18 protein-coding genes are annotated in these 21,739 nt (G+C 51.7%); 7 read left to right on the top strand and 11 right to left on the bottom strand.

What is annotated here, in order from left to right; translation table 11 throughout:
* Positions 1 to 124 precede the first annotated feature (124 nt).
* Positions 125 to 2,428 carry a tetratricopeptide repeat-containing sensor histidine kinase gene (locus F0P93_RS17435; RefSeq protein WP_150878183.1) on the top strand — a complete coding sequence of 768 codons (2,304 nt, stop codon included), beginning with the start codon at positions 125 to 127 and terminating at the stop codon, positions 2,426 to 2,428.
* Positions 2,429 to 2,432: 4 nt separating this feature from the next.
* On the opposite strand, the gene F0P93_RS17430 is transcribed toward F0P93_RS17435, so the two are convergent.
* The gene (locus F0P93_RS17430; RefSeq protein WP_150878181.1) at positions 2,433 to 4,919 is read right to left on the bottom strand and encodes a sigma 54-interacting transcriptional regulator; all 2,487 of its coding nucleotides are present in this window, start codon (positions 4,917 to 4,919) and stop codon (positions 2,433 to 2,435) included.
* 283 nt (positions 4,920 to 5,202) lie between these two features.
* Here F0P93_RS17430 and F0P93_RS17425 point away from each other — a divergent pair, with 283 nt between their 5' ends.
* On the top strand, positions 5,203 to 6,051 hold the full coding sequence (locus tag F0P93_RS17425) for a helix-turn-helix transcriptional regulator (RefSeq protein WP_150878179.1): 849 nt from the start codon (positions 5,203 to 5,205) through the stop codon (positions 6,049 to 6,051).
* 107 nt (positions 6,052 to 6,158) lie between these two features.
* Here the strand turns inward: F0P93_RS17425 and fcl are convergent, their stop codons facing one another.
* The gene (gene fcl, locus F0P93_RS17420; RefSeq protein ID WP_150878177.1) at positions 6,159 to 7,100 is read right to left on the bottom strand and encodes a GDP-L-fucose synthase; all 942 of its coding nucleotides are present in this window, start codon (positions 7,098 to 7,100) and stop codon (positions 6,159 to 6,161) included.
* Between the two features lie 115 nt (positions 7,101 to 7,215).
* Here fcl and F0P93_RS17415 point away from each other — a divergent pair, with 115 nt between their 5' ends.
* Positions 7,216 to 8,157, top strand: a complete 942-nt coding sequence (locus F0P93_RS17415) for a toxin-antitoxin system YwqK family antitoxin (protein ID WP_225309523.1) — start codon at positions 7,216 to 7,218, stop codon at positions 8,155 to 8,157.
* Between the two features lie 2 nt (positions 8,158 to 8,159).
* Here the strand turns inward: F0P93_RS17415 and F0P93_RS17410 are convergent, their stop codons facing one another.
* From F0P93_RS17410 to F0P93_RS17380, 7 genes are all read right to left on the bottom strand, one after another.
* Positions 8,160 to 8,789: an SGNH/GDSL hydrolase family protein gene (locus F0P93_RS17410; RefSeq protein ID WP_150878175.1), complete on the bottom strand. Its 630-nt coding sequence runs from the start codon at positions 8,787 to 8,789 to the stop codon at positions 8,160 to 8,162.
* Between the two features lie 79 nt (positions 8,790 to 8,868).
* Positions 8,869 to 9,843 carry a hypothetical protein gene (locus F0P93_RS17405; protein ID WP_150878173.1) on the bottom strand — a complete coding sequence of 325 codons (975 nt, stop codon included), beginning with the start codon at positions 9,841 to 9,843 and terminating at the stop codon, positions 8,869 to 8,871.
* 211 nt (positions 9,844 to 10,054) lie between these two features.
* On the bottom strand, positions 10,055 to 13,000 hold the full coding sequence (locus F0P93_RS17400) for a M16 family metallopeptidase (protein WP_150878170.1): 2,946 nt from the start codon (positions 12,998 to 13,000) through the stop codon (positions 10,055 to 10,057).
* Positions 13,001 to 13,126: 126 nt separating this feature from the next.
* A complete protein-coding gene (locus tag F0P93_RS17395) occupies positions 13,127 to 13,498 on the bottom strand; it encodes a hypothetical protein (RefSeq protein ID WP_150878167.1) in 372 nt (123 codons plus the stop codon).
* Entirely contained in the window at positions 13,483 to 14,220 is a 738-nt protein-coding gene (locus F0P93_RS17390; RefSeq protein ID WP_150878164.1) for a hypothetical protein, read from the bottom strand. Before F0P93_RS17390 ends, F0P93_RS17395 begins: the two co-directional genes overlap by 16 nt.
* Positions 14,221 to 14,241: 21 nt before the next feature.
* Positions 14,242 to 15,951 carry a M56 family metallopeptidase gene (locus tag F0P93_RS17385; protein WP_150878161.1) on the bottom strand — a complete coding sequence of 570 codons (1,710 nt, stop codon included), beginning with the start codon at positions 15,949 to 15,951 and terminating at the stop codon, positions 14,242 to 14,244.
* A gap of 2 nt (positions 15,952 to 15,953) precedes the next feature.
* The gene (locus tag F0P93_RS17380; protein WP_114404570.1) at positions 15,954 to 16,316 is read right to left on the bottom strand and encodes a BlaI/MecI/CopY family transcriptional regulator; all 363 of its coding nucleotides are present in this window, start codon (positions 16,314 to 16,316) and stop codon (positions 15,954 to 15,956) included.
* A 205-nt stretch (positions 16,317 to 16,521) separates the two neighbouring features.
* Here F0P93_RS17380 and F0P93_RS17375 point away from each other — a divergent pair, with 205 nt between their 5' ends.
* Entirely contained in the window at positions 16,522 to 16,995 is a 474-nt protein-coding gene (locus F0P93_RS17375) for a gliding motility lipoprotein GldH (protein WP_150878157.1), read from the top strand.
* A gap of 1 nt (position 16,996) precedes the next feature.
* Complete coding sequence (locus F0P93_RS17370; RefSeq protein WP_150878154.1) at positions 16,997 to 17,626, top strand: LON peptidase substrate-binding domain-containing protein; 630 nt, start codon at positions 16,997 to 16,999, stop codon at positions 17,624 to 17,626.
* Between the two features lie 86 nt (positions 17,627 to 17,712).
* Here F0P93_RS17370 and F0P93_RS17365 read toward each other — a convergent pair whose 3' ends face one another.
* Positions 17,713 to 18,846 (bottom strand): AI-2E family transporter, encoded by a 1,134-nt coding sequence (locus F0P93_RS17365; RefSeq protein ID WP_150878151.1) that lies wholly within the window; start codon positions 18,844 to 18,846, stop codon positions 17,713 to 17,715.
* A gap of 24 nt (positions 18,847 to 18,870) precedes the next feature.
* Between F0P93_RS17365 and F0P93_RS17360 the strand changes: the two genes are divergently transcribed.
* Positions 18,871 to 19,716: a YjiK family protein gene (locus tag F0P93_RS17360; RefSeq protein ID WP_150878148.1), complete on the top strand. Its 846-nt coding sequence runs from the start codon at positions 18,871 to 18,873 to the stop codon at positions 19,714 to 19,716.
* A 149-nt stretch (positions 19,717 to 19,865) separates the two neighbouring features.
* Positions 19,866 to 20,465, top strand: coding sequence for a hypothetical protein (locus F0P93_RS17355; RefSeq protein WP_150878145.1), 600 nt, complete (start codon positions 19,866 to 19,868; stop codon positions 20,463 to 20,465).
* Between the two features lie 117 nt (positions 20,466 to 20,582).
* Here F0P93_RS17355 and F0P93_RS17350 read toward each other — a convergent pair whose 3' ends face one another.
* Positions 20,583 to 21,575, bottom strand: a complete 993-nt coding sequence (locus F0P93_RS17350; RefSeq protein WP_150878142.1) for a glycoside hydrolase family 43 protein — start codon at positions 21,573 to 21,575, stop codon at positions 20,583 to 20,585.
* Between the last annotated feature and the right edge of the window lie 164 nt (positions 21,576 to 21,739).

Below are 21,739 nucleotides of genomic sequence, written 5' to 3'. Positions count from 1 at the left end.
AAAGTCGTTTACCGGCGTATTTTTAAGAAACAGAAACCAAGTTCACACCGTCGACCTATTTCGTTGAAGCAACACTCGTCCAAAAGTGTTGCTTCAATTTGTTGTTCTAACTTCCTGCGTTCTGATGAGACGATCCATTTTTTTCTTTCTTTTTTGGGGAATATGGCTGCTTTGTAAGCAGGTTGCTCAAGCGCAAACAAAGACTCATTCGATCGATAGCTTAAAAGTGCTGCTCCAGCAAAGCCGTCCCGACACCAATCGGGCCAATCTGTTGCTGGAAATGGCCCGGAGCTACATCCTCAAACCGGGCGAACAGGCAAGCGATCTGGATACGGCCTTGGTGCTGGTGCGTCAGGGGTATTCGGTCAGTCGGCATTTGCAGTATGAGAAAGGAGAAGGAACTGCGTATTTGATTGGCGCACAGGCATATCGGGAAAGCGGAAATACGCAGCAAGCCCGCCGGTTTGCACAAACGGCCATCCATCGTTTTACAAAAAACCACCATATAGCCGAACTGGCGGCAGCGTACATGGAACTGGGCAACACTTATGGCAGTTCCGATGAAGATCTAAAGCACCGAATCAAGTATTACGAACGGGCGCTGCCTTTATTTCGGCAGGTTGGCAATCAAGAGCGTGAGGCCACTACCTTACGGGAGCTTGCCGACTTTTACCATATCCTTTTAAATACCACCAAAGCAATTGAACTGGTGAAAAAATCACTGGCGATTTATAAACAAATCAACTATCCAAATTTGCAAGGTGTGTATGATTTATTAGGGGTATTATATAACACGACCGGCGATTTTAGAATGGCGACAAAATATGGGTTATTAGCCTTGAAAACCGCTGAATTACAAAATGATACCACTCTGCAGCTATGCACCATTTATAACCGGATTGGCATAAATTACGATGATGCGCGTGATCACAAACAGGCCATTTTTTACTTCCTTCGCTCGCTGGCTGTCGCCAGGCGGTACAATGACCTGCCCTCCATCGGTCTGGTGGGCGCGAATCTGGGCACATCCTATTTTAAATCAGGCCAATACGATCTGGCCATTGCCTTCCTCTCGAAACTGAAAAAAGAATATACCGCGCCTGATTTATATTTCAACATCAGGGTAAATAGCTTATTCCTCAAGATTTATCAAAGCAAGAACCAGTATAAACAGGCCCAGTATCATTACAATCAATTGATCGATCAGGTTGCGCAATTTAAGAAGACATATCCAGGCTATCTATCCATTATCCTAGTTTACCCGCCCCTGATTGATTTCCTGATCAACACGCATCAACTTGAGCAGGTGAAACCCCTTTTAAAGGAACATGTTGAAAATGCGGAGCAGATGGGAAATAAAAGTATTATCGCCACCAGCCATCTTATGCAGTTTCGATTGGATTCCGCGCAGGGCCATTACCTAACCGCCATCAATCACTTCAAGACCTACAAATCACTTCAGGATTCGCTGTATAGTGAGAATAAAAACAAGGAAATTGCGCGATTAAATGTAGAGTTTCAAACCGAAAAAAGAGAGCAGCAACTCGATCTCAACCAAAAAAATATTCAACTCCTGACCAGTGCGAATCTGGCGCAGAAATCCCGCAATGAAATCGAACGCAACAGCATGGTTGGCGGGGCCGTTCTGCTCACCCTGCTCCTGGGATTGACCTATAACCGTTACCGGCTGAAACAACGCACCAACCAGCAACTCGAAACGAAACAGCGGCTGATCGACCAGAAAAACCAGTCACTCCAGGAGGTATTGAGTGACAAAGAACGACTTTTGGAAGAACGGGAATGGATGTTGCGGGAGATTCACCACCGGGTTAAGAACAATTTGCAGGTCATTTCCAGCATGCTCAATTCCCAGTTTGATTTCCTCAACGACCCGACCGCTTTGGCCGCCATCCGCGAGAGTCAGAACCGGGTGCAGGTTATGGCGCTGATTCACCAGAAACTCTATCAATCCGACAATCTGGCCCAGATTAACATGCGGGAATACATCCACGAAATTGTGGATTACCTCATCGAATCCTTCGATCGGTTCAACACCATTCATCCCCAGGTCATGAGTGTCGATGTCCAGTTCGATGTAGCCCTGGCCACGCCTTTGGGCCTGATTATCAATGAGGCCGTTACGAATTCGCTCAAATACGCTTTTCCCCAAAACCGTCCCGGCACCGTTATCGTCACCCTTACCAGCGTCGAAGACCAAACCTACCGACTGATGATCAGCGACGACGGGGTGGGATTGCCTGCCGGGTTCGATGTTACCCGCAGCAACTCACTGGGCCTGACGATGATTCGCGGGCTTAGCAAACAGATCAAGGGGCAATTGGAGATTACACAGGAAAACGGGGTAGAAATCAGCCTGTTATTCAGCGTGGCTAAAAAACCGGTGCGTACGGTTTTGCAGACGAGCTAATGGATTAAACGGGCCGAACGGTGATGTTCAGCTTTTTCATGCGCGCTTCCAGCGTCGTCGGTTTGATGTTCAGGAGTTCGGCGGCTCCGCCTTCGCCCCGGATGCGGTTACCGGATTTTGCCAGAGCCGCCAGAATCGCCGTTCGCATCGTGGTTTGCAAAGGTTCCACACCCGCAGCAGACGGTGAAACAACCGACGGAATCGCCAAACCCGTCAGCAGCGGCTCGGCGAGTTCCAGCGTGGTGGTGCGCGACAGAATGGCCGCCCGCTCCAGCACGTGTTCCAGTTCCCGAATGTTGCCCGGCCAGGCATAGTGCCTCATCTGTTGCAGCGACGAATTGGCAATCCCGGTCAGCGGTTTTCCCAGTTTTTTGCCGATTTTTTGCAGGAAATGCGTCGTCAGCGGCAGCAAATCCTCCAATCGCTCGCGCAGGGGCGGCAATCGGATCGGAAAGACATTCAGTCGGTAATAGAGATCCGAGCGAAACCGGCCCGCCGTCACCTCCTGCTGTAAGTTTCGATTCGTAGCCGCAATGATCCGGACATCCACTTGGATCGGTCCCTTTCCGCCCAGCCGTTCAATCTCTTTTTCCTGAATCACCCGGAGCAGTTTGGCCTGTAGTTCAAGGGGAAGCTCCCCAATTTCGTCCAGAAAAATAGTGCTCCCGTTCGCCAGTTCAAATTTGCCAATTCGCTTTTCGGTAGCCCCCGTATAACTGCCGCGCTCGTGGCCAAAAAGTTCGGATTCAATGAGTTGTGGGGGTAGTGCCGCACAGTTGACTTTCACCACCGACCGGTTTTTGCGGTTCGACTGGTTGTGGACTGCCCGGGCAATCAGCTCTTTCCCTGTGCCGGTTTCGCCCGTAATCAGTACGGTAGAATCCGTTTTAGCGACCTGCCCCACACTTTCAAACACGGTTTTCAGGGCCAAACTGGTCCCAATAATCTCCTCGAAATTATGACCGGTTTTTATTTCCTCCGTCAAATACGTCTTCTCCTGTTCCAGTTGTTCGCTTAGATCCCTGATTCGCTCATAGGCTATCAGATTTTCCAGGGCCAGCGCGATCTGACTGCTGATTTCCTGCAAAACCAGTACATCTTTTCGGGTAAACGCATACGGGGCTTTGCTGCCCAGCAACAGCGATGCCACCGTCTGGCCTTTACTCATAATCGGGACGTAGAGGAACGATTTCCAGTCGGCTCCTTTGCCATACACGGCCTCGGCCAGTCTCCGCTGCTTTTCCGTTTCCGGCGATTGTTGGTCCGCAGGTTCCGTAAACCAGGGCGTCATTCCAGTCAGAGCGGCCACGGAGTCCTGGGCGGGCAGCAGAGTGAACGAACCGCCGACTTTCTGTACCACGGTTGTTGTGGCAGATGATGCCGCCGTGGATTCAATCCGAAAGATCGCCAACCCGTCGATGGGCAGGAGGTTGTTGAGCGCTTTTGCTACCAGCGGAACGATCTCGCCCCGGTCTTTGCCATTCCGAAAAGCCGTCACGATGGCCAGTTCCGTCGCTTTGGTCTGCCGGTGGGCTTCGATTTCCTCGTAGGCCAGCAGGTTGTTCAGGGCCAGGGCAATCTGGGGAATAATCAGACTAATCGTATCATACTCTTTCCGGGAAAAACCGTCGGCAAGCGTACTGGACAAAAGAATGGTGGTAGACGATTCCCGCTTCAATTGAATCGGAAAAACCGCCAGCGAACGAACGCCGAAACGGTCCCGGCAGGAGCGAATGGTCGGGTACCGTTCGCACAGTTGATCAAAGGCGGTTTCGGTGAAAATGCCGCCCTGCGCACCCGGTTGGCCTACTGATTCCCGTTCCAGTTCGTCGATCCTTTCGTGCCGCAACTCACTTTGCACCAACGACGTGAACGCAATGCGCTCAAAGACTCCGGGAGCGATCTTTTGCAGCATCAACCAGTAACTGGCGGTTTCATCGGACAAACCGATGCGGAGGTTGAAGAACGAAAACGGAACAATTTGATCGATTTGATCGGCAATAGCCAGACAAAGCTGACTGCGATCCTGAATGGTTACAATGGCATTGTTCACGGCCATTTGCAGCGCCTGTTGCTGCCTCAACCGGGCTTCTTCGCTATGTGCGTGCCGGTAGCGGGCGATTTCCAGTGTGGACAGAACGTCTTTTTCGCGAAACGGCTTGTTCAAAAACCCGAACGGGTGCGTTTCTTTGGCCAATTCCAGCACACGGCTCGTCAGGTTGGCCGACAGGTAAACGAAGGGCGTATTTTTTTCACGCAACCAGTGCGCCAAATCGATGCCGGTCTGATCGCCATCCAGAAAAATGTCCAGCAAGACAATATCCGGTCGCTGCTTTTCGACCATCGTGATCGCTTCCGGAACCGATCCGGCCAACCCGATAACCTGGTAGCCCGCCTTTTCCAGGATGCGCCGAAGGTCGTTGGCAATCATAAATTCGTCCTCGACAATGAGCAAGGTAGGCGACGGGACCAATTCGTTCGGAGACAGCATTTTTTCTGGATTTTGGATTCGGTTCCCGGTACGGTGAACCCAAAGATACGAACAAGAATACACGGGTGTAACCTCCAAAATCCAACTCCACTATACTGGAGGCACTCCACTATGTTGGAGGACATTACCAGCCACAGGCAGGCTTAAGGCAATATATAAAATACTGAAAACCAGATCATTAACTATCACCTACGGTTTACTTTCATTCGTAAAGGAGGGGTGGCATTTCATTGGTATACAGCGTCTGTGAATTGATCCCTAACAACCTGAAACGCTCCCCGGTATGAAACGCTACCTCCAACAAGAACCGCTGCTCGTTCAGCAAGTCGAAACCAGTCAATGGCTTTTGCCGGTTCATACGCACGACTTCTATGAACTCATTCTGATCGGCAAAGGCAGTGGGTACCACATCATCAATGATAACCGCTTCCCGTATACGACGGGCGACGTATATTTTCTCGGCCCTTCAGACCATCACTCCTTCAGCGTGGTTGAAAAAACCCAGTTCTGTTTTCTCACGTTCACCGATGCGTACCTGAGTGGTTTGGCCAACGTCAAAAATACCGTCTGGAAGCGAATCAAAACCTATAGCCTGCACACCACGCAGGGTTTTACGGGGAGCCTGGTTAAAACCGCAACGGATCAACAACACCTGAATGCCCTGTTGTCTATTCTGCTGAGCGAACAAAAAGGCCCCCGCCAGCTCTCTTCGCCGATCGTTGATGCCCTGATGGGCGTTATGCTGAGTCTGATTGAGCGTCAGATTACGCAACAACAACTCAAATCGATCCACACGTTAACGCCTTCTGCCGATCTGATCCCGAAAATTATAGCCTACATCTGTCAGCACATCATGCAACCCGAATCCCTGCGCATCGAGCAGTTGGCCGATGTTTTCCATTATTCACCCGGTCATCTGAGTGCACTGTTCAAACAGCAGGTCGGCGAATCGTTGCAGCACTACATCATCCAATACAAACTGAAGCTGGTTGAAAAACGGCTGCGGTTGAGTTCACTGACGGTTTCGCAAATCGCCGACGAGTTTGGGTTTACCGACATCTGCCACCTCAATAAACTCTTCAAACGGTATTACCGGCATACGCCAATGGTCTATCGAAGGGTGCGGGTGTGATTTGAGTTGTTTCGCGGAGTTGAGCGGAGAAAAAGGAGTTAAGCGGAGCTATTTATTTTCTCTGCTTAACTCTTTTTACTCCGCTCAACTCCGCGAAACAACTCAAATCACTCCACATACAACTCCACATTCGCCAGGAAATCCTGGTACGTCTGTTCCACACCGTCTTTCAATTCTGTAGTGTGTTTCCAGCCCATGTCGTGAAGCCGTGAGACGTCCATCAGTTTGCGGGGGGTGCCATCGGGTTTGTCGGTATTCCAGCGGACTTCGCCTTCGTAGCCCACCACCTGCTGCACCTGCTCCACCAACTCCCGGATCGTGACGTCTTCGCCGGTGCCGATGTTGACAAACAGCTCCTCGTCGTAGTTCTGCATCAGGAAAAAACAGGCGTCGGCCAGGTCATCGGCGTGCAGGAATTCCCGGCGCGGTGTCCCCGTCCCCCACACTTCCACGAACGGCTGGTCGTTGACCTTGGCTTCGTGAAATTTGCGAATCAAAGCGGGTAAGACGTGCGAGCCCTGCAAATCGTAATTGTCGTTTGGCCCGTAAAGATTGGTCGGCATGGCCGAAATGAAGTTGCAACCGTACTGACTGCGGTAGGCTTCACACAGTTTTATGCCGGTTATTTTGGCGATGGCGTAGGGCTCATTGGTCGGTTCCAGAAAACCGCTCAGCAAATATTCCTCTTTCAACGGCTGGGGAGCCAGTTTCGGGTAAATGCAGGAGGAGCCCAGAAACAGCAGTTTCTTGACGCCAGCCACGTAGGCATGATGAATGATGTTGGCTTCAATCAGCAGGTTATCATACAAAAACTCGGCCCGGTAGGTGTTATTGGCGACAATACCGCCCACTTTTGCCGCAGCCAGCACCACGTAATCCGGCTTTTCGGTTTGAAAAAAATCTTCGACGGCGGCCTGGTTGCGCAGATCCAGTTCCGACGAGGTGCGAACCAGCAGATTTTCAAATCCTTCCGCCTGTAATTTCCGGACGATGGCCGATCCAACCATCCCCCGGTGACCAGCTACGTATATTTTAGCGTCTTTTTCCACAATTCAGTATTTTAGTACTAAAGTTAGGCACGGTTTCTGACAAAATAAAACCACATCAAAAACGTTGCATTGATAAGGTTAAACCGGTCAAGCCGCTGAGACTGATTTACGCTGCATGAAACGAATTACGATACTTGGGTTATTACTGGGTAGCGGGCTGGTGGGAACAGCCCAGACGACTACCTCACCCGTTCAGAACTCCTTTACCACCTCGCAAGCACCGGTTACGGAGAAGTCGGCCAAGGGCGACAAACCCGGCCTGTCGCTGGTGCCAACGGGTGTGGAGAATCTGGTGAGCGAAACGCTACCCGATCTGGGGCTGAAAGTCAAGCAATTCAAGAAAGACCAGAAGGATAAATCCGAACGCAAGAAGAAACAAAGGCTGGCCCGGACGGAATACGAAGGTATCCCGATCGTGGAACAATACACGAAGTTTGGCAGTGGCGACCGCACCATCATCGAGAAGTTTACGGTTTTGAAGCAATACCGCCAGCCGAATGCCTACGTCCGCGAAACCTACTGGTTTGACCCCAAAGCCCAGCGGATTTCGTCGGCGTTGATCAAAGACAAGGAAAAAGTCATGATCATGCACGGGCCGTATAAGCGGTATCAGAACGGGATTCTGCTCGAAGAAGGCTACTATTATGTGGGCGCCAAAGACGGTCGCTGGGAAAAATACGACGCCAACTACAAACTCCTCGATAAGCAAAAATGGGATCGCGGTTTTCCTGCCGAATCCGAGATTACGTATTACGATTCCGCGCATACGAAAGTCAAGGAAGTGCTGCCGAAGGAGTTTGGGAAAGTCAACGGGCAGTACATGGCGTTCTACGAAGGGGGCCAACTGGCGGCTGAAGGCAAGTATGACAACGGCGTGAAAGTCGGTCGCTGGATCGAATATTACCAGTTCCGGCGGCAACGCAAGAAAATCACCCAATACGGCCGCGACCGCTGGACCGAAGAATTCGAACCGTACGTCATCAGTGAGTGGGACGACAAAGGCAAGATCACCTACGAACGCCCGAAAGAAAAAGAGGTCACAGAAGACGATCAGTAAAGCTACAGCAATTTCTTGACCACCGGCAGGGCTTTTTCGGCCCACTGGCGGTATTGTTTCCCCGAAAAATGCAACCCATCTTCGGCAATTTGCGACGGATCACCGGCCGCCGTGCGCGACGTTGGCGTAATATCCACGTACACAATACCGGCTTTTTTGCATTCATCCAGCGCCACGGCATTAAAGGCGTCAATCTCTTTCGCGATCTGCTGCCGATCCCGGCCTGACCCGGCGGCATAGGGCGTTACCCCCCAATCGGGAATAGACAACACAAAAACCCGCCCCGGTTTTCCACCCGCAAACCGGGTGGCGGTTTGCAGCAAGGCTCGAAATTCCGTGCGGTATCGCTCGACGTCCTGCCCCCGGTATTGGTTGTTGACCCCAATCAGGAGCGACACCAGTTGGTACGTTTTCTGGTTTCCGCTCTGTTTGATGGCATCGCTCAATTCGCTGGTGGTCCAGCCGGTCCGGGCAATGATGTCAGGATCGGTGATGGTTAAACCGTCTTTTCGCAGCAAACCGGCCAGCAGAACACTCCAGCGGTCGGCTTCCGGAACGCTCTCGCCAATGGTGTAAGAATCGCCGAGGGCGAGGAAGTTGGCGTCAGTCGACGCGCCGGGCTTGGGTGTCATAAGGTTGTCTTCGGCACCGGGTTGGGCGCAGGCCAGAAGGAGAAAAAGAAACAACAGCGTTACGCAGCATCGTAAAACGTTAAAAGTCACCGGAATAAAACGGACTGAAGACGTAATAACTGCTGTCGCGTTTGGCCCGTTTGGGCGCGGTTTTGATAAGAAGCGCATACCGGCTTTGGCGTTTTTCAGTCCGCATCCAGTTCGTAAAGGGCCGTTCGTGGGTGTAAAGCCGGTCTACTTCGCGGACATGCACGGTTTCCACCTCTTTCGGATCAACCGGAATGCCGTTGATGAAGACGTCGATGTCGCTGATAAACTCCTCCTGAATTTTCAGGTGCTGGTTTTTCGTCCGTTTCACGAATACGTCTTTATACCCGAAAAAGGTGGCTTCCAGCAGTTTATTCATCGTATACGTGTGCGTAACGCCCAGCGGATGATCCGACATCCCCGCAGCCTTCAGCATCGCGACCAACTGCTGGCGCTCCGGCCTCATCGGAATGGATTGCTTACTGATTTGAATCAATATACGATACGGATGGGGATCCGGATTGTCGATGCCGTCAAACTGGTGCAGAACGAAAAGCTCCTCGATGTAATCGATTTTCAGCTTCGCCAGCAGAGCCGCCGACACCGGTTTGCCGTTGATGTACACCAGCGTTTGGGTTTTGTAGTTTTCCGCCAGCGTCAGAACGTTGTCTTTCAGGTTGATAATAAACGGGGCATTGAATTGAAAAAAGGTTCCGGTTTTGAGCTTACTTTTCCGTTGGTAGTACGTCAGTGACCGTCCCCAGAGCGGACCGTCTTCCAGTTTGGTCACCAGAATGCGGGTCGGGTTGATCAACGGAAAATCAGGACGATGGGTCACGTTCACTTCGCGGGGGGTCTGTTCGCCCTGGCACGCCATCACCACCAGCACCGTTGCGACCCAAAGGAGCATATACCGCCACCAGGCTTCATCAGAACGGGCCTGGTTCATCATCTGAATGCGGTTTTTCAATCCGGCGTATTCAAATTGGTTCGTGAACCGGTAGCGGCATGGGCGTTTGTGCTTCATGATCATCTCTTTACCAGGAAGATACTCACCTTGATGAAGGTAGTCAAAATAGCCCTGAATTCCCTAATTCGATTTCAAAAAAAACCGTTCTTTAACCTTCCCCTGGTTTGAATCGGGGCTACAAAATGAATCATCCCTCCGGGATTATTAAATTCAACAATCCGGAGGGATGATTCATTTTGTAGCCCCCGGTTGATGAACAACGCGGGGTTTAATACCCGAAAATCTCCTCCAGCGACACCTTTTTTACGTTACCATATTGGCTCAACTGATCCGCGTTCACCCGTTTTTCCGAGGCTACAATGCAATACGTATACGGTTTGTTGGCCAGGTGCTCGTCACTGAACTTTTTCAGGTCGGTATAGCTCAACTGGTCGAGGGCGTCGTAAATTTTCCGGCGTTCGTCGTAGTCCAGGCCTTTTTCTTCGGCGGCCAGGTAGCTGTAAATCACGGCGTCCTGCAAAACCCGCTCGGTTTCGTAGCCTTTTTTCATCCCTTTCCGGGCCGCATCCAGGGCCACCGGCGATTCGGGCAGGGCATTCAGCAACTCATTCATCCCGGCGACGGCTTCGGGCAGTTTGTCAGCCTGACTGCCGATGTAACCGATCAAAGTATACTGCTCGTCTTTTTTGGCAGGTGTGTCGTAATAGGCATAGGTCGAATAGGCCAGTGCTTTCGATTCGCGGAGCGTCTGGAACACCACCGAAGCCATGCCGCCCCCGAAATAGTTGTTGAAAAACTCGACAACCGGGGTTTGAGCCGGATCATAGGCCCGGGTGTTGCGCACCCACGAGATTTCGGACTGCACCATGTCGTAATCCGCAAACAAAACCTGGTTTTCATTCTGCGCAACCTGCTTGAAAGCCCGCTTCGTGGGAACGGCGGCAAACGTCGCAGGCAGTTTGTGCAGGCTCACGATCTGCTTTTCAAAAACCGCCAGCGGTTTCGGACCGTAATAAATGATCTGATGCGGCAGATTGACCAGATTATGCAGAAAAGCGACCAACTCCGCAGCCGTCACCTTTTGCAGTTCGTCGTTGGTCAACTGGTTGTTGAACGGATTTTGGGGACCGTACTGCGCGTATTGCATCAATCCCTGCATGATCGTCTCTTTGCTCAATTTGGCGTCGGAGCGTTGTTTTAACACCCGTCCTTTGAGTTCTTCCAACGCTTTTTCATCCGGTTTACAGGTCCTCAGCAACGTTTCGAGCAGGTTCACTGCCGGTTCGAAATTTTCCTGCAAGCCACTCAACCGGATGGTCGTATACTCATTGCCGGGCTGAATGGAGTAGCTACAGGCCAGGCTGTAGAACTCGGTACTCACCTGCTCGGCACTCAGATTCGGTGTACTCAGGAAAGCCAGGTATTGCGTTGCCAGGCCCAGAAGTTTGCTGTGGTAGGTCCCTATTTTTAGCCGGTAGCCCAGTCGGAAAATCTCGTTTTCTACATTGGCCGCATACAGCACGTCCGCCATTCCGGCTTTGCCGCGTTTCACGTCTTTCTTGTAATCGAGCCACACCGGTTTGATCGGGGCCATCGGCAGGTCGTTGACGGTTTCCAGAAACGGCGATTGCTTGTCGGTATTGGTCGCAACGGGCGTAATGGCCGGTTTTTCCACTTTCTGAATGCTCTTGTCCTCGCCTTTCCGTTTGTAAACCACCACGTAATTGTCTTTAAACCACTGATTGGCAAAAGCCACCACGTCTTTCTTCGTGATCTTGCTCATCTCGTCCAGGCGACGCGTGTAGTCGACCCAACTTTCGCCTTTGTCATTGACGAACGCATCCAGCATCGGAGCGACCCGGCTGTAGTTGTTTTCCAGGCCACGAATGGCGTTCAGTTTGTAATTGTTAATGATGGCCCGCAGGATTTTCTCATCGAACTCCCCGCGCTTCAGTTTCTCCACCTGCCCGATCAGCAGATCTTTCACTTCTTCGAGCGTCTGCCCCTGTTTGGGTCGGCCCGACATCGTCCAAATGGAATAATCCTTCAGTTTTTCGATGGTCGAGCCACCACCCAGAATCTTTTGCTGTTTGTTGAGGTTGAGGTCAATCAGACCAGCTGCCGAGTTCGACATCACCTCATCGGCCAGCGTCGCCAGCAACGATGATCGCACGTCGAGCACTCCCGGCAGGCGGTAGCCGATCCGGACGTTGTCGGGCGTGGGGCCAAACACTTCCCGGGTTTGAATCCGGGTCAACGGGGCTTCGGGGGCCGGATTGTAGAGTTTTACGTCTTTCGGTTGCCAGTAGCTGAATTTCTCGTCAATTTTTTTGATGACCTCATCCGGGTTCAGATCCCCCGCCATGATGATCGCCATGTTGTTGGGTACGTAGTAGTTGTTGAAATACTTCCGGATTTCGAGCAGCGACGGATTTTTGAGGTGTTCGACGGTTCCGATGGTGGTTTGCTGGCCGTAGTTATGAACCGGAAACAAGGCCGCCATCAGGGTTTCTTCCACTTTCCAGGGATCGTTGTCGAGACTCCGGTTTTTTTCTTCGTACACCGCTTCCAGTTCGGTGTGGAAAATGCGCAGAACCGGATTACGAAACCGTTCAGCCTGCAACGTCAGGTAACGATCGATGGCGTTGGCGGGAATGTCTTCGAGGTAGCAGGTGACTTCATAACTGGTGAACGCATTGGAATTCTGCCCCCCCATGCTGGCAATCATTTTATCATACTCGTTGGCAATGGCAAACTTCGCAGCCTCACCCGATTTCTGGTCAATTTCCCGGTAAATGGCCTTCCGTTGAACCGTGTCCGTCGTTTGGTTGTAGCGTTCATAGAGCGCATCGATCTGGTCGAGCAGCGGTTTTTCCTTCGCCCAATCCAGACTACCGTAGCGGTCGGTGCCTTTGAACAGCATGTGTTCGAGGTAATGCGCCAGCCCGGTATTGTTTCGCGGATCGGTGTTGGAACCGGCCCGCGTCGGCATGAATGAGAAGATGCGCGGTTCTTTTTTATTGACACTGAGGATAACCGTCAGTTGGTTTTTGAGGGTATAAAACCGGGTTTGCATCGGGTCGTTGGTCACGTAGCGATACGTATAGCCGTTGCTGATGGCGGTTTTCCATTCGGTAGCCACGCCGGTTTTCTGGCCCATTATTGACGGCACGATTACCAGCAACAGGCTCAGCGATAACAGAAATTGTCTCATTTTCAGGGGAAGTAAAGTTACGTTTTATAGAGAATGGGAACACGGATTTAACGGATGGAACGGATTTACACCGATTAAAATAAAAATCAGTTTTTTGATCCGTTAAATCCGTGTTCCCATCAAACACTATTGGCTGAAGAAAAGCTGGACATACCGCTTTTTCCGGCCCGGTCCGGCGGATTCATCCCGAACATCGTTGATAATGACCGTATGAAGCTGCTTCGGATCAAACATCGCTACCTGGTCGGCACTCACCGCCTGTCCATCGATGAACAACGAAACATTTTCCGGGTGATATAACTGAAGCTGGCCATTTGCATTGATAAAAACGCCCAGCCCCTCATTCCGGCGGCCAGGGTTATCGCGCAGCCACTGCCCTTTTACTGTCGACTTGCTGCCCGCCATAAATTTCTGATTTTTCTGGATCAAATAAGCCATTCGGCTTTCGGTCACCAGGCCCGCAACGGACGCTTCATCTTCTTTCACGACCTGGGCCAAACATCCGGCATTCCAGAACCGGCCATGCCCATGCCCAGCGAACCGCTCTCGGCTAGATAGCCGCCAATCGACTTGATCGGTTCGCCAGTCTCATCCCCATTCGACGTTGAACCGGAACTACCATTCTGTTTATGAACTTTTACGCCAATGGCATTGATATAGACCTGAAACGGATCAAATTTGACGTGTGTAAAATCAAAGGTAAACCGGGATTGTTCTTCTATCGTTTGTTTCAATTCCGCAAGGTCTTTGAACGACATTTTGGGCGTAATTACCCAGTACAGCAACTTCCCTTCCCGGACAACATACCGGCTTTGTTTTTCCGTATTCACTACCGGTATTTCATTAGCAACCTGCGCCGAATCGGGAATCGCCACGGATTTTTCGCCCAGTTCTTCCACCGGTTTCGGCACGATTTTCAAGTCGGATTCTATGGGCGAATCAGCCTGCTCAACAACCGCAGAAAAAACGGGTTTTGGCTTCGCGATCACTACCGGCTTCTTCTTTACCAAAGCCGATGACGGTTTTTTCGGCTTTTCCACCGCAGCCATCGTCGTCACCAGTCCGGTAACCGTAAACAACACCAGATAGACCAGCCACGACCACCGGGATTGGGATGCCTGATTCATCATTTGAATGCGGTTTTTCAAAAACCGGGGACCGAACTGGTTGACGAAGCTGAACTGCTCCGGGTGCTGCCGAAAAATACCATTCGTTTTCATACGCGGGTTCAGAAAAACCGATTATTCCGCCAGCAACTGGCGCTTGGTTGTAACCACCACAAGACCTTTGGTCGTGAACATCGGCTTGACCATTCCCGCCGATCCTTTGTCAAAAACCGCTACCGAAATCTTGTCGTCGGCAGCCAGTTCCCGAAACGCCTGGTATGAACCCCGCTTGCCGTCGATCAGAAAGGTAAAGTGGGTGAGTTGTTCCGGTGAGAGTGTTTTCCTGTACAAAAGCTGGCGGCCCATCGCCATCACCTCCGGATTGGCCGAAAAAACCGCATCCAGAATTTTTCCGTCGATCATCGTGGCCCCGTAGCGCCCGGTTTTGCCGAACCGTTTCATGGCTTCCTGCGCCGTCAGCACGGTGCGTTTGTAGTCGGACACGGAACCAAAACCAAACGGCTGACCCGGCCGCAGGTTCAGCACCCGGCCGTTGAGCACCACCACCGGTTTTTCGTGTTCCCAAATCGAAAACAAGGTATCGGGCAACTGCATCACCCGCCGGGTGGTTTGCACCACAAACGGCTTCGACGGGTCGGGTTGAATGGCCGTGATCACAAAGGGCGGTATTTGGTTGAGCGTCCGGGCAACGACCTGTTTCCCATTTTTCACTTCCACCGAAATGTGATCGATCTGGCCGGAACGATTGACGTCGGCCTGGTAACGCATCATGATGCCCCGTTCCGCAAAAACCGCCTGCATCACGTCCAGATCCTGCACCGAGGTAACCGCCGTAATCAATCCGAACACACCAAACCGGTTGTCGACCACGTACCGGGAAACGGTTTTTGGCGTGGTAAAGGCCGAACAGGAGAGGATAATACTAACGCTAAAAAGCAGGTAGGTTTGCCATCCCCGGTTCGACCGGGGCCGGTTCATCATCGAAATCCGGCTTTTGAGCTGCGGCTGATTGAACGAATTGGTCGCCGGTCGGACGGGAACCGGCGTTTCGCCCGAAAGGCTGGCTTTCAGCAGGTAATACTGGTATTTTTTCTTCTCGATGCCTTCATCCAGCACTTCCCGGTCGACCAGGTATTCCAGGTTTTCCTGCACCAGCCGCTGGTGCCACCAGGCAAACGGATTGAACCAGAAGATGACCCGCAGCAACTCGGCCAGCAGCATATCCAGGCTGTGCCACTGCCGGCAATGCACCCGTTCGTGCAGCAGAATCTGGTCGAATTCGTCCTGTTCATACAGTTCCGGATTCAGAATGACCCAACGAAAAAAGGAAAAAGGAGCATCGACCTCCGCGTTGACCACCAGCCAGACATCATCCTCCCACGAACGCTCCGAGCGCGCAATCAGCCGCGCCAGCGACAAAAGTTGCACCAGCAGTCGCCCGCCCAAAAAGATTACTCCTGCCAGATACGCCCACAACGCCAGTTTCTGCCCGCTAAAAGTCGATTCTTCCGGCTGGATTTCCGGGACGACATTCGGCACCTGAGCGGGCGGTTTTTGAAATTGGGGAGCGGGTTGGGCCGGTTTCAGCCGCGACCAGTCCAGAACCCGCAGGTTCGGAACGGTTTGCTGCACCAGATTCCGGACGGGCGCAGGCCGAAAGTCGGGCAACTCGACCAGCGGCAGCACCAACGCCAGCGCCACGTTCAGCGCGAGCAAATACCGGTTCAGGCCAAACCAGGTGGCCCGGCGGAGCAACAGCCGGTAGCAGAGCGTCAACACCGCCAGAATCAGACCCGCTTGCAGGAGGTAAATCAACAGGCTCATGGCTACTGCCCCTTCTCGATCATCGTGATGATTTCTTTCAATTCGTCTACCGAAATTTTATCCTTTTTGGCAAAGTAGCTCACCAGGTTTTTGTAGGAATCATCGAAATAATCCGACACGACTTTCTTCAGCACAAAGCGGTTCTGGTAGTCTTCCTTGCTGATAATCGGGTAGTATTCGTGGGTGTTGCCATACGCCTGATGGCCGACATATCCTTTTTCTTCCAGATTCCGGATAATGGTCGAAACGGTGTTGTAATGCAGGGGCGGATCGGTGAAATAGGCCAGCATGTCTTTTACAAAAGACTGTTCGACTTTCCACAAGACCTGCATGATCTCTTCTTCTTTGGCAGTTAACTTTTCCATCGCGCTTATTTTAGGTTAACAAAGTGCTGTCCGGACAAAAAACCGGTGACCCTTTACAAGGTCCTGACTCCATAATGACGAATATAGAACGGTTTGCGTAGCTTGCAAACTATTTTCGTAGTTTTTTATTCTACCCCCCGGCAACCGCCTTAATTTGAATCTACGCGGGAGGGTCGTAGTTTTGTGGAAAGACAGCTTACGCTCCATGAAGAAATTACCGATAGGATTACTGGCCGGTTTGTGGCTGCTGCTGGCGGGTTGCGACGAAAAGGCGGTTTATAAAGGAATCGATGACATCGAAGACGGCACCTGGTACATCAAAAATACGCCGGAGTTTACGTTTGAGATTGCCGATACGACAGTCACCTACTCCATTTATTACAACATCCGGAACAGCGTTTCGTATCCGTACTACAACCTGTACATCCGTCGTTATTTGCTGGACGGAACCGGAAAAATGCTGGAGTCGAAGCAGGACGAGCTAACGCTGCTCGACCCGAAAACCGGAAAACCGTATGGCGACGGGTTGGGCGATCTGTTCGACCACCGGATCAGCATGATGAAAAAATACCGCTTTCCGCGAAGTGGAAAATACACCATCCGCTTGCGGCAATACATGCGCCAGAACCCCCTGCCGGAGATTTACAGCGTGGGCGTGACGGTGGAAAAAGACTTGTAGTATGGAAATTTATTTGCCTCTCTTCCCGCTGAATCTGGTTGTGTATCCCAACGAAGATCTCAACCTGCATATTTTTGAAGAACGCTACCGGCAGTTGATCGCGGAATGTCTGGAAAAAGACCAAACCTTTGGCATTCCGGCGTTTATCAACAACAAACTGCCCGGCTATGGCACCGAAATGAGCGTTACCACGCTGCACAAACGCTATGACGACGGACGGATGGATATCAAATCGAAGGGAATCCGGATTTTTCGGGTTGCTAACTTCGAAAATCCGTCGCCGGGGAAACTCTACGCAGGCGGCACGGTGCAGGTGGTGGAAGTCGAACCCGAAATGGGCGATCACCTGGATGAACTGATTGTCAAACTGACCCGGCTGTACCGGCTGCTACAGATCAAATCTGAAATCGACGAAGAAACACCCCTCCTGTCGTTTCGGGTGGCGCACAAAATCGGTTTGTCGGTTGAGGAAGAATACGAGCTGCTGACGATCGACCACGAAAACGAACGCCAGCGGTTTCTGATCCGCCACCTCGACCGGGTGTTGCCGGTGGTTTCGGAAATGGAGCGCACCAAAGACCGCATCAAAATGAACGGCCATTTCAAGAACCTGGACCCGTTGAAGTTTTAATAAACCCCTGAAGGGGACTTGGACACAGCTTAAACCGAATGCCAAGTCCCCTTTAGTCCGGGCCGACGTTTCGGGATTTAGGGGCGTCAATCCACCAAATCCTTGACCTTTTTCGGCAGCTTATCCGTCAACTCCTTGACATTCATCGGTTTTTTCTGCCGCTCGGCTTCACCCAGCAGGAAACCGTACGGTTTGAGCGGTTCGACGGCATCGAAAACGACTTTGAGGATGGCCGTCATGGGCAGCGCCAGAATCAGGCCGGTTACGCCCCACAACTGCCCCCAGAGTAACAGGACGATAATGGCCGCCAGCGGGTTGATGCTGACTTTGGATCCTACGATGTAGGGCGTAATGAAGTTGCCTTCCAGAATCTGGACGAACGAAAACACGCCGATGACACCCAGGGCGACCAGCGGATTGTCGTGGGTCAGCAGCGTGAACAACGCCGGCAGCAGTGACCCAATCAGAATGCCGATGTACGGGATCAGGATCATGAACGCGCCCAGAAACCCGAAAAAGACGGCGTAATCGATGCCCAGAATCAGCAGACCGACCGTGTTCAGCACGCCCACAATGATGATGACAAGCACCAACCCAACCAGATAATCCTTGACAACGGTGTAGATCCGGCCAAAAACGACGTCGATCTTGGCCCGCTTCGTGCTGCTGAATACTTTGTAGAAAAACGACCGGAAGAAGTCTCGGTACAGCATCAGAAAGAAGATATACAGCGGCACAATCGAGATGGTCGACAGCGTGTTGGTGGTGGCCAGCAAGGTAGAGGTCAGAAAAGAACCGCTTTCGCGAATCAGGTTGTTGACATAACTCCGGGCTTCGGCCACCATTTTCGAGCGTTCGATGTGAAACCGGTCTTCCCCGAAGGTCTGCAGTTTGTCCAGAATCTGATTGCCCCGTTCGAGCAATTTGGGAGCCTCACTGGTGAAACTGGAAATCTGCAGGGAAATGAGGTAAAAGAGCAGGTAAAAAAAGCCGATCATGATTACCAGACACACCAGAATAGCCGGTACGCGCGGCACCCGCCAACCTTCGAGCCGGTGATTGATCGGATACAGGATCATGGCGAACAGAATCGAAAAAACCAGCGGAACGATCAGTTCCTGCATGGCCGACAGCCAATAGACCAGAATCGTTAGCACAATCATGATGCAGGCAAACCGGACGTACGACGGCAAATTGACTTCAGATACTTTATTTTCCATACTTTTAGGTGCGGTGTTCGAACTATGACCTCTTTTCTTCTTTTTTTATTTTCGCTCAAGGTGGCCCTTTGCTCCTGCCACTCGGAGAACAAACGCAGCGGTTTTCGCAGCGGACGAACTCAGTATGCGGTTTCGCGGGTTGGTCAGCTGGCACCGGTAGTCAACGAAAGTTCGGGGCTGTCGTATCGCGCCGGTCGCAACACATTCTGGACGCACAACGACAGCGGAGGCCGACCCACGCTCTACGAAGTGTCCCGCGACGGTTCGCTCGTCGATTCGCTGCCCCTGCCAATGCTGAAAAACCGGGACTGGGAAGCCCTGACGAGCCAGGACACGACGGCGGTGTTCATCGGCGACATCGGCAATAACGCCAACGCCCGAACGGATCTCCGCATTTACCGGGTCGATCCCAAACAACCTAACGATTTTCAGTCCATTCCGTTTCATTACGCCCGGCAGAAATCGTTTCCGGCGTCGAAAGATACGCGTAATTTCGACAGTGAAGCCCTTTTTGCCGCCAAAGACAGCCTGTACCTCATCTCAAAAAACCGCTCGCAACCCCGGCGGCCAGTCAATCTTTACGGGATGCCCGCCCAGGGCGGGGACCACCCCCTCGTTCCTACCGACAGCATTTTCCTGAACCGGATGGTGACCGATGCCGCCCTCAGCCCCGACGGCCAAACGCTGGCGGTGTTGACTTACGGCAAGATTTTCCTGTTTGAGCAGAAAAATAACCGCATCGATTTTCAGCATCCGACGCGCTGCCTCCGGATTCCACGGGGACAAACCGAAGGGCTGGCGTTTGTGAACAACACGGATTTGGTGATGACGAATGAACGGGGAAGGATGTATTTGATTCGGAGGAAGTGATCGTATTGAGTCCGTTGTTACTTTTATTTTGCCCCTAACAAAAGCACAGTTCTTCATTTATTAATTTGAAAAGTTTATATTCGACCCGACAAACCGCCTTTATTATCTTTTGAAGCCTTTTTGAGTCCTGACTAAAAACGTTGGTAATCATGAGAATCAGCTTCTACCTTCTGGCAGCAATGGGCTTGTTTTGCAGCCAATGTACCCAACAGTATACGGCAACGCCAAAACCGGTAACTCCTAAAATAGATTATGACCAGGTCAGTATTCAACTCATGCAGAATCTGGCTCCTGAAATCATCGGTACATGGACGCTTCAAAAAGTAGTCGTAAAGCACAATCCAAGACGCTATTTCCGTGAACACGTCAAGTTGACCAAAGACAGCACTTTTCTGAACCTAGCTACATTGACCATCCGGCCAGCAGCGGTTGCCCGGTCTACTCCCAGAGACATCCGGCGCGGGGAATACGATGGCACGATTGAATACGGCGGAAAAGCCTATCCGGTTCAGTTAAATTTACGCGCTGATTTTGGCTGGCTGGTCAATAGAGAAGGTCCCCAGGCCATTTCGCTGTTTGAGTACCATTTTCCGAATGGCACGCGTATCGTTGAACCCGAAGAAGCGTTCCTGAAAGACCTTGGTTTGATCAACGATAATTTTTCAATCGAAGTCATCAACGGACAGCGGAAAATGGTTTGGCGTGGCTTTGATCGCGGGGTTGAACAGGTTGATCTCGTAAAGCAGTAACCTAGCCAGGCTCATTACCACGGTTTAGATCGACAGGTCTACCTCTCGCTATTTGTCGCCCGGTTTTTCTTAATCTGCTAAAACCGTCTTTAGGGTACGATCCTGCCAACCGGATCATCAAGGCAAATAAGGCTTCCCGACCACCAGTTTATCGCCCGAAAAGTCTACTTCGAACAAATGCGGAACCCGGTGCGTACGACCGTTGGTACTTTTATGGCTGTGAAGCGACATCAACCAGTTGCCGTTCAGGGTCCGAAACAACATGCCATGACCAAAATTGGGCGGGGTAATGGGCTCTTTTTCGTGGAGCCAGGGGCCATCCAGCGTGCCGCTTTTCGAATAGGCAATGCCTTGTGTGTAGACATCCCCGATCCAACTCGTCCAAAGCATGGCAAGCCTGCCGGTTCCGGTACGGAATAAGTACGGTCCGTCCGTCACTTTGTTGGGGCCGGTCCCGCCGTTCTCACGACTCCAGGGGCTTTCGCTGGCCCGAAACAGCAGTTTTCCTTCGCCAACCGACCCGCTTAAATCCGGTTTCAGTTCGATCTTCTCAATGGTTCCATTCAGGTTTTGCAGCCATTCGTAACAATAAACCATATACGGTTTTCCGTCCTTCTCCACCCATAAGGTGCCATCCAGCGTCGGCTTATCGGCAGGCAGGTAGGTAGGGTCTTTCATCGGAACGTAAGGCCCTTCCGGCTGATCGCTGACCAGAACATGGCTGGCACGACGCTCGATGATATTCTCGCCGACCGTATCGATTTTCACCGCCCGGTTGGTGAAGGTCGCAAAATAGTAGTATTTGTCTTTGTACTGATGAAGTTCGGCCGCCCAGATCATCGGGTTCGGCCCCATCCAGGAGCCAGGATCGGTGCGGGTTACTTTGAAAGGGCCGGTCCATTTTTTCAGGTCTTTGCTTTTCCATAGCATGCCCCCCGTACCGGTCATGTAGTACGTCGATGTATTCTTGTCCGCCAAAATAAACGGGTCGCTCAGGCGAATGGAATCCAGCGGCACATCCTGCCGCAACACAGGCTCCCGGTTTTGCGAAAAAACCGGGGTCAGATGAACGGTAAGCAGGACGACGATCAATACGGCTTTTTTAATCATGGGGCTGCGGTCTGCTAATGATCGGACAATTCAGTTCTTTTCAGCGATTTATCACGCTAAATGTATCACTATTTTAGTCGTTTTAAACAGGAGAACCAAAGAATACCTTCTAGTTTGACCGTGTACTTGTTCCCCCTTTTTTTTAATGCTTCGTATTGTGCCGG

Source organism: Larkinella humicola, assembly GCF_008727875.1.
Lineage (GTDB): Bacteria > Bacteroidota > Bacteroidia > Cytophagales > Spirosomataceae > Larkinella > Larkinella humicola.
The sequence above is the reverse complement of the archived record's forward strand: the minus strand, read 5'-3'. Positions and strand labels throughout refer to the sequence as shown.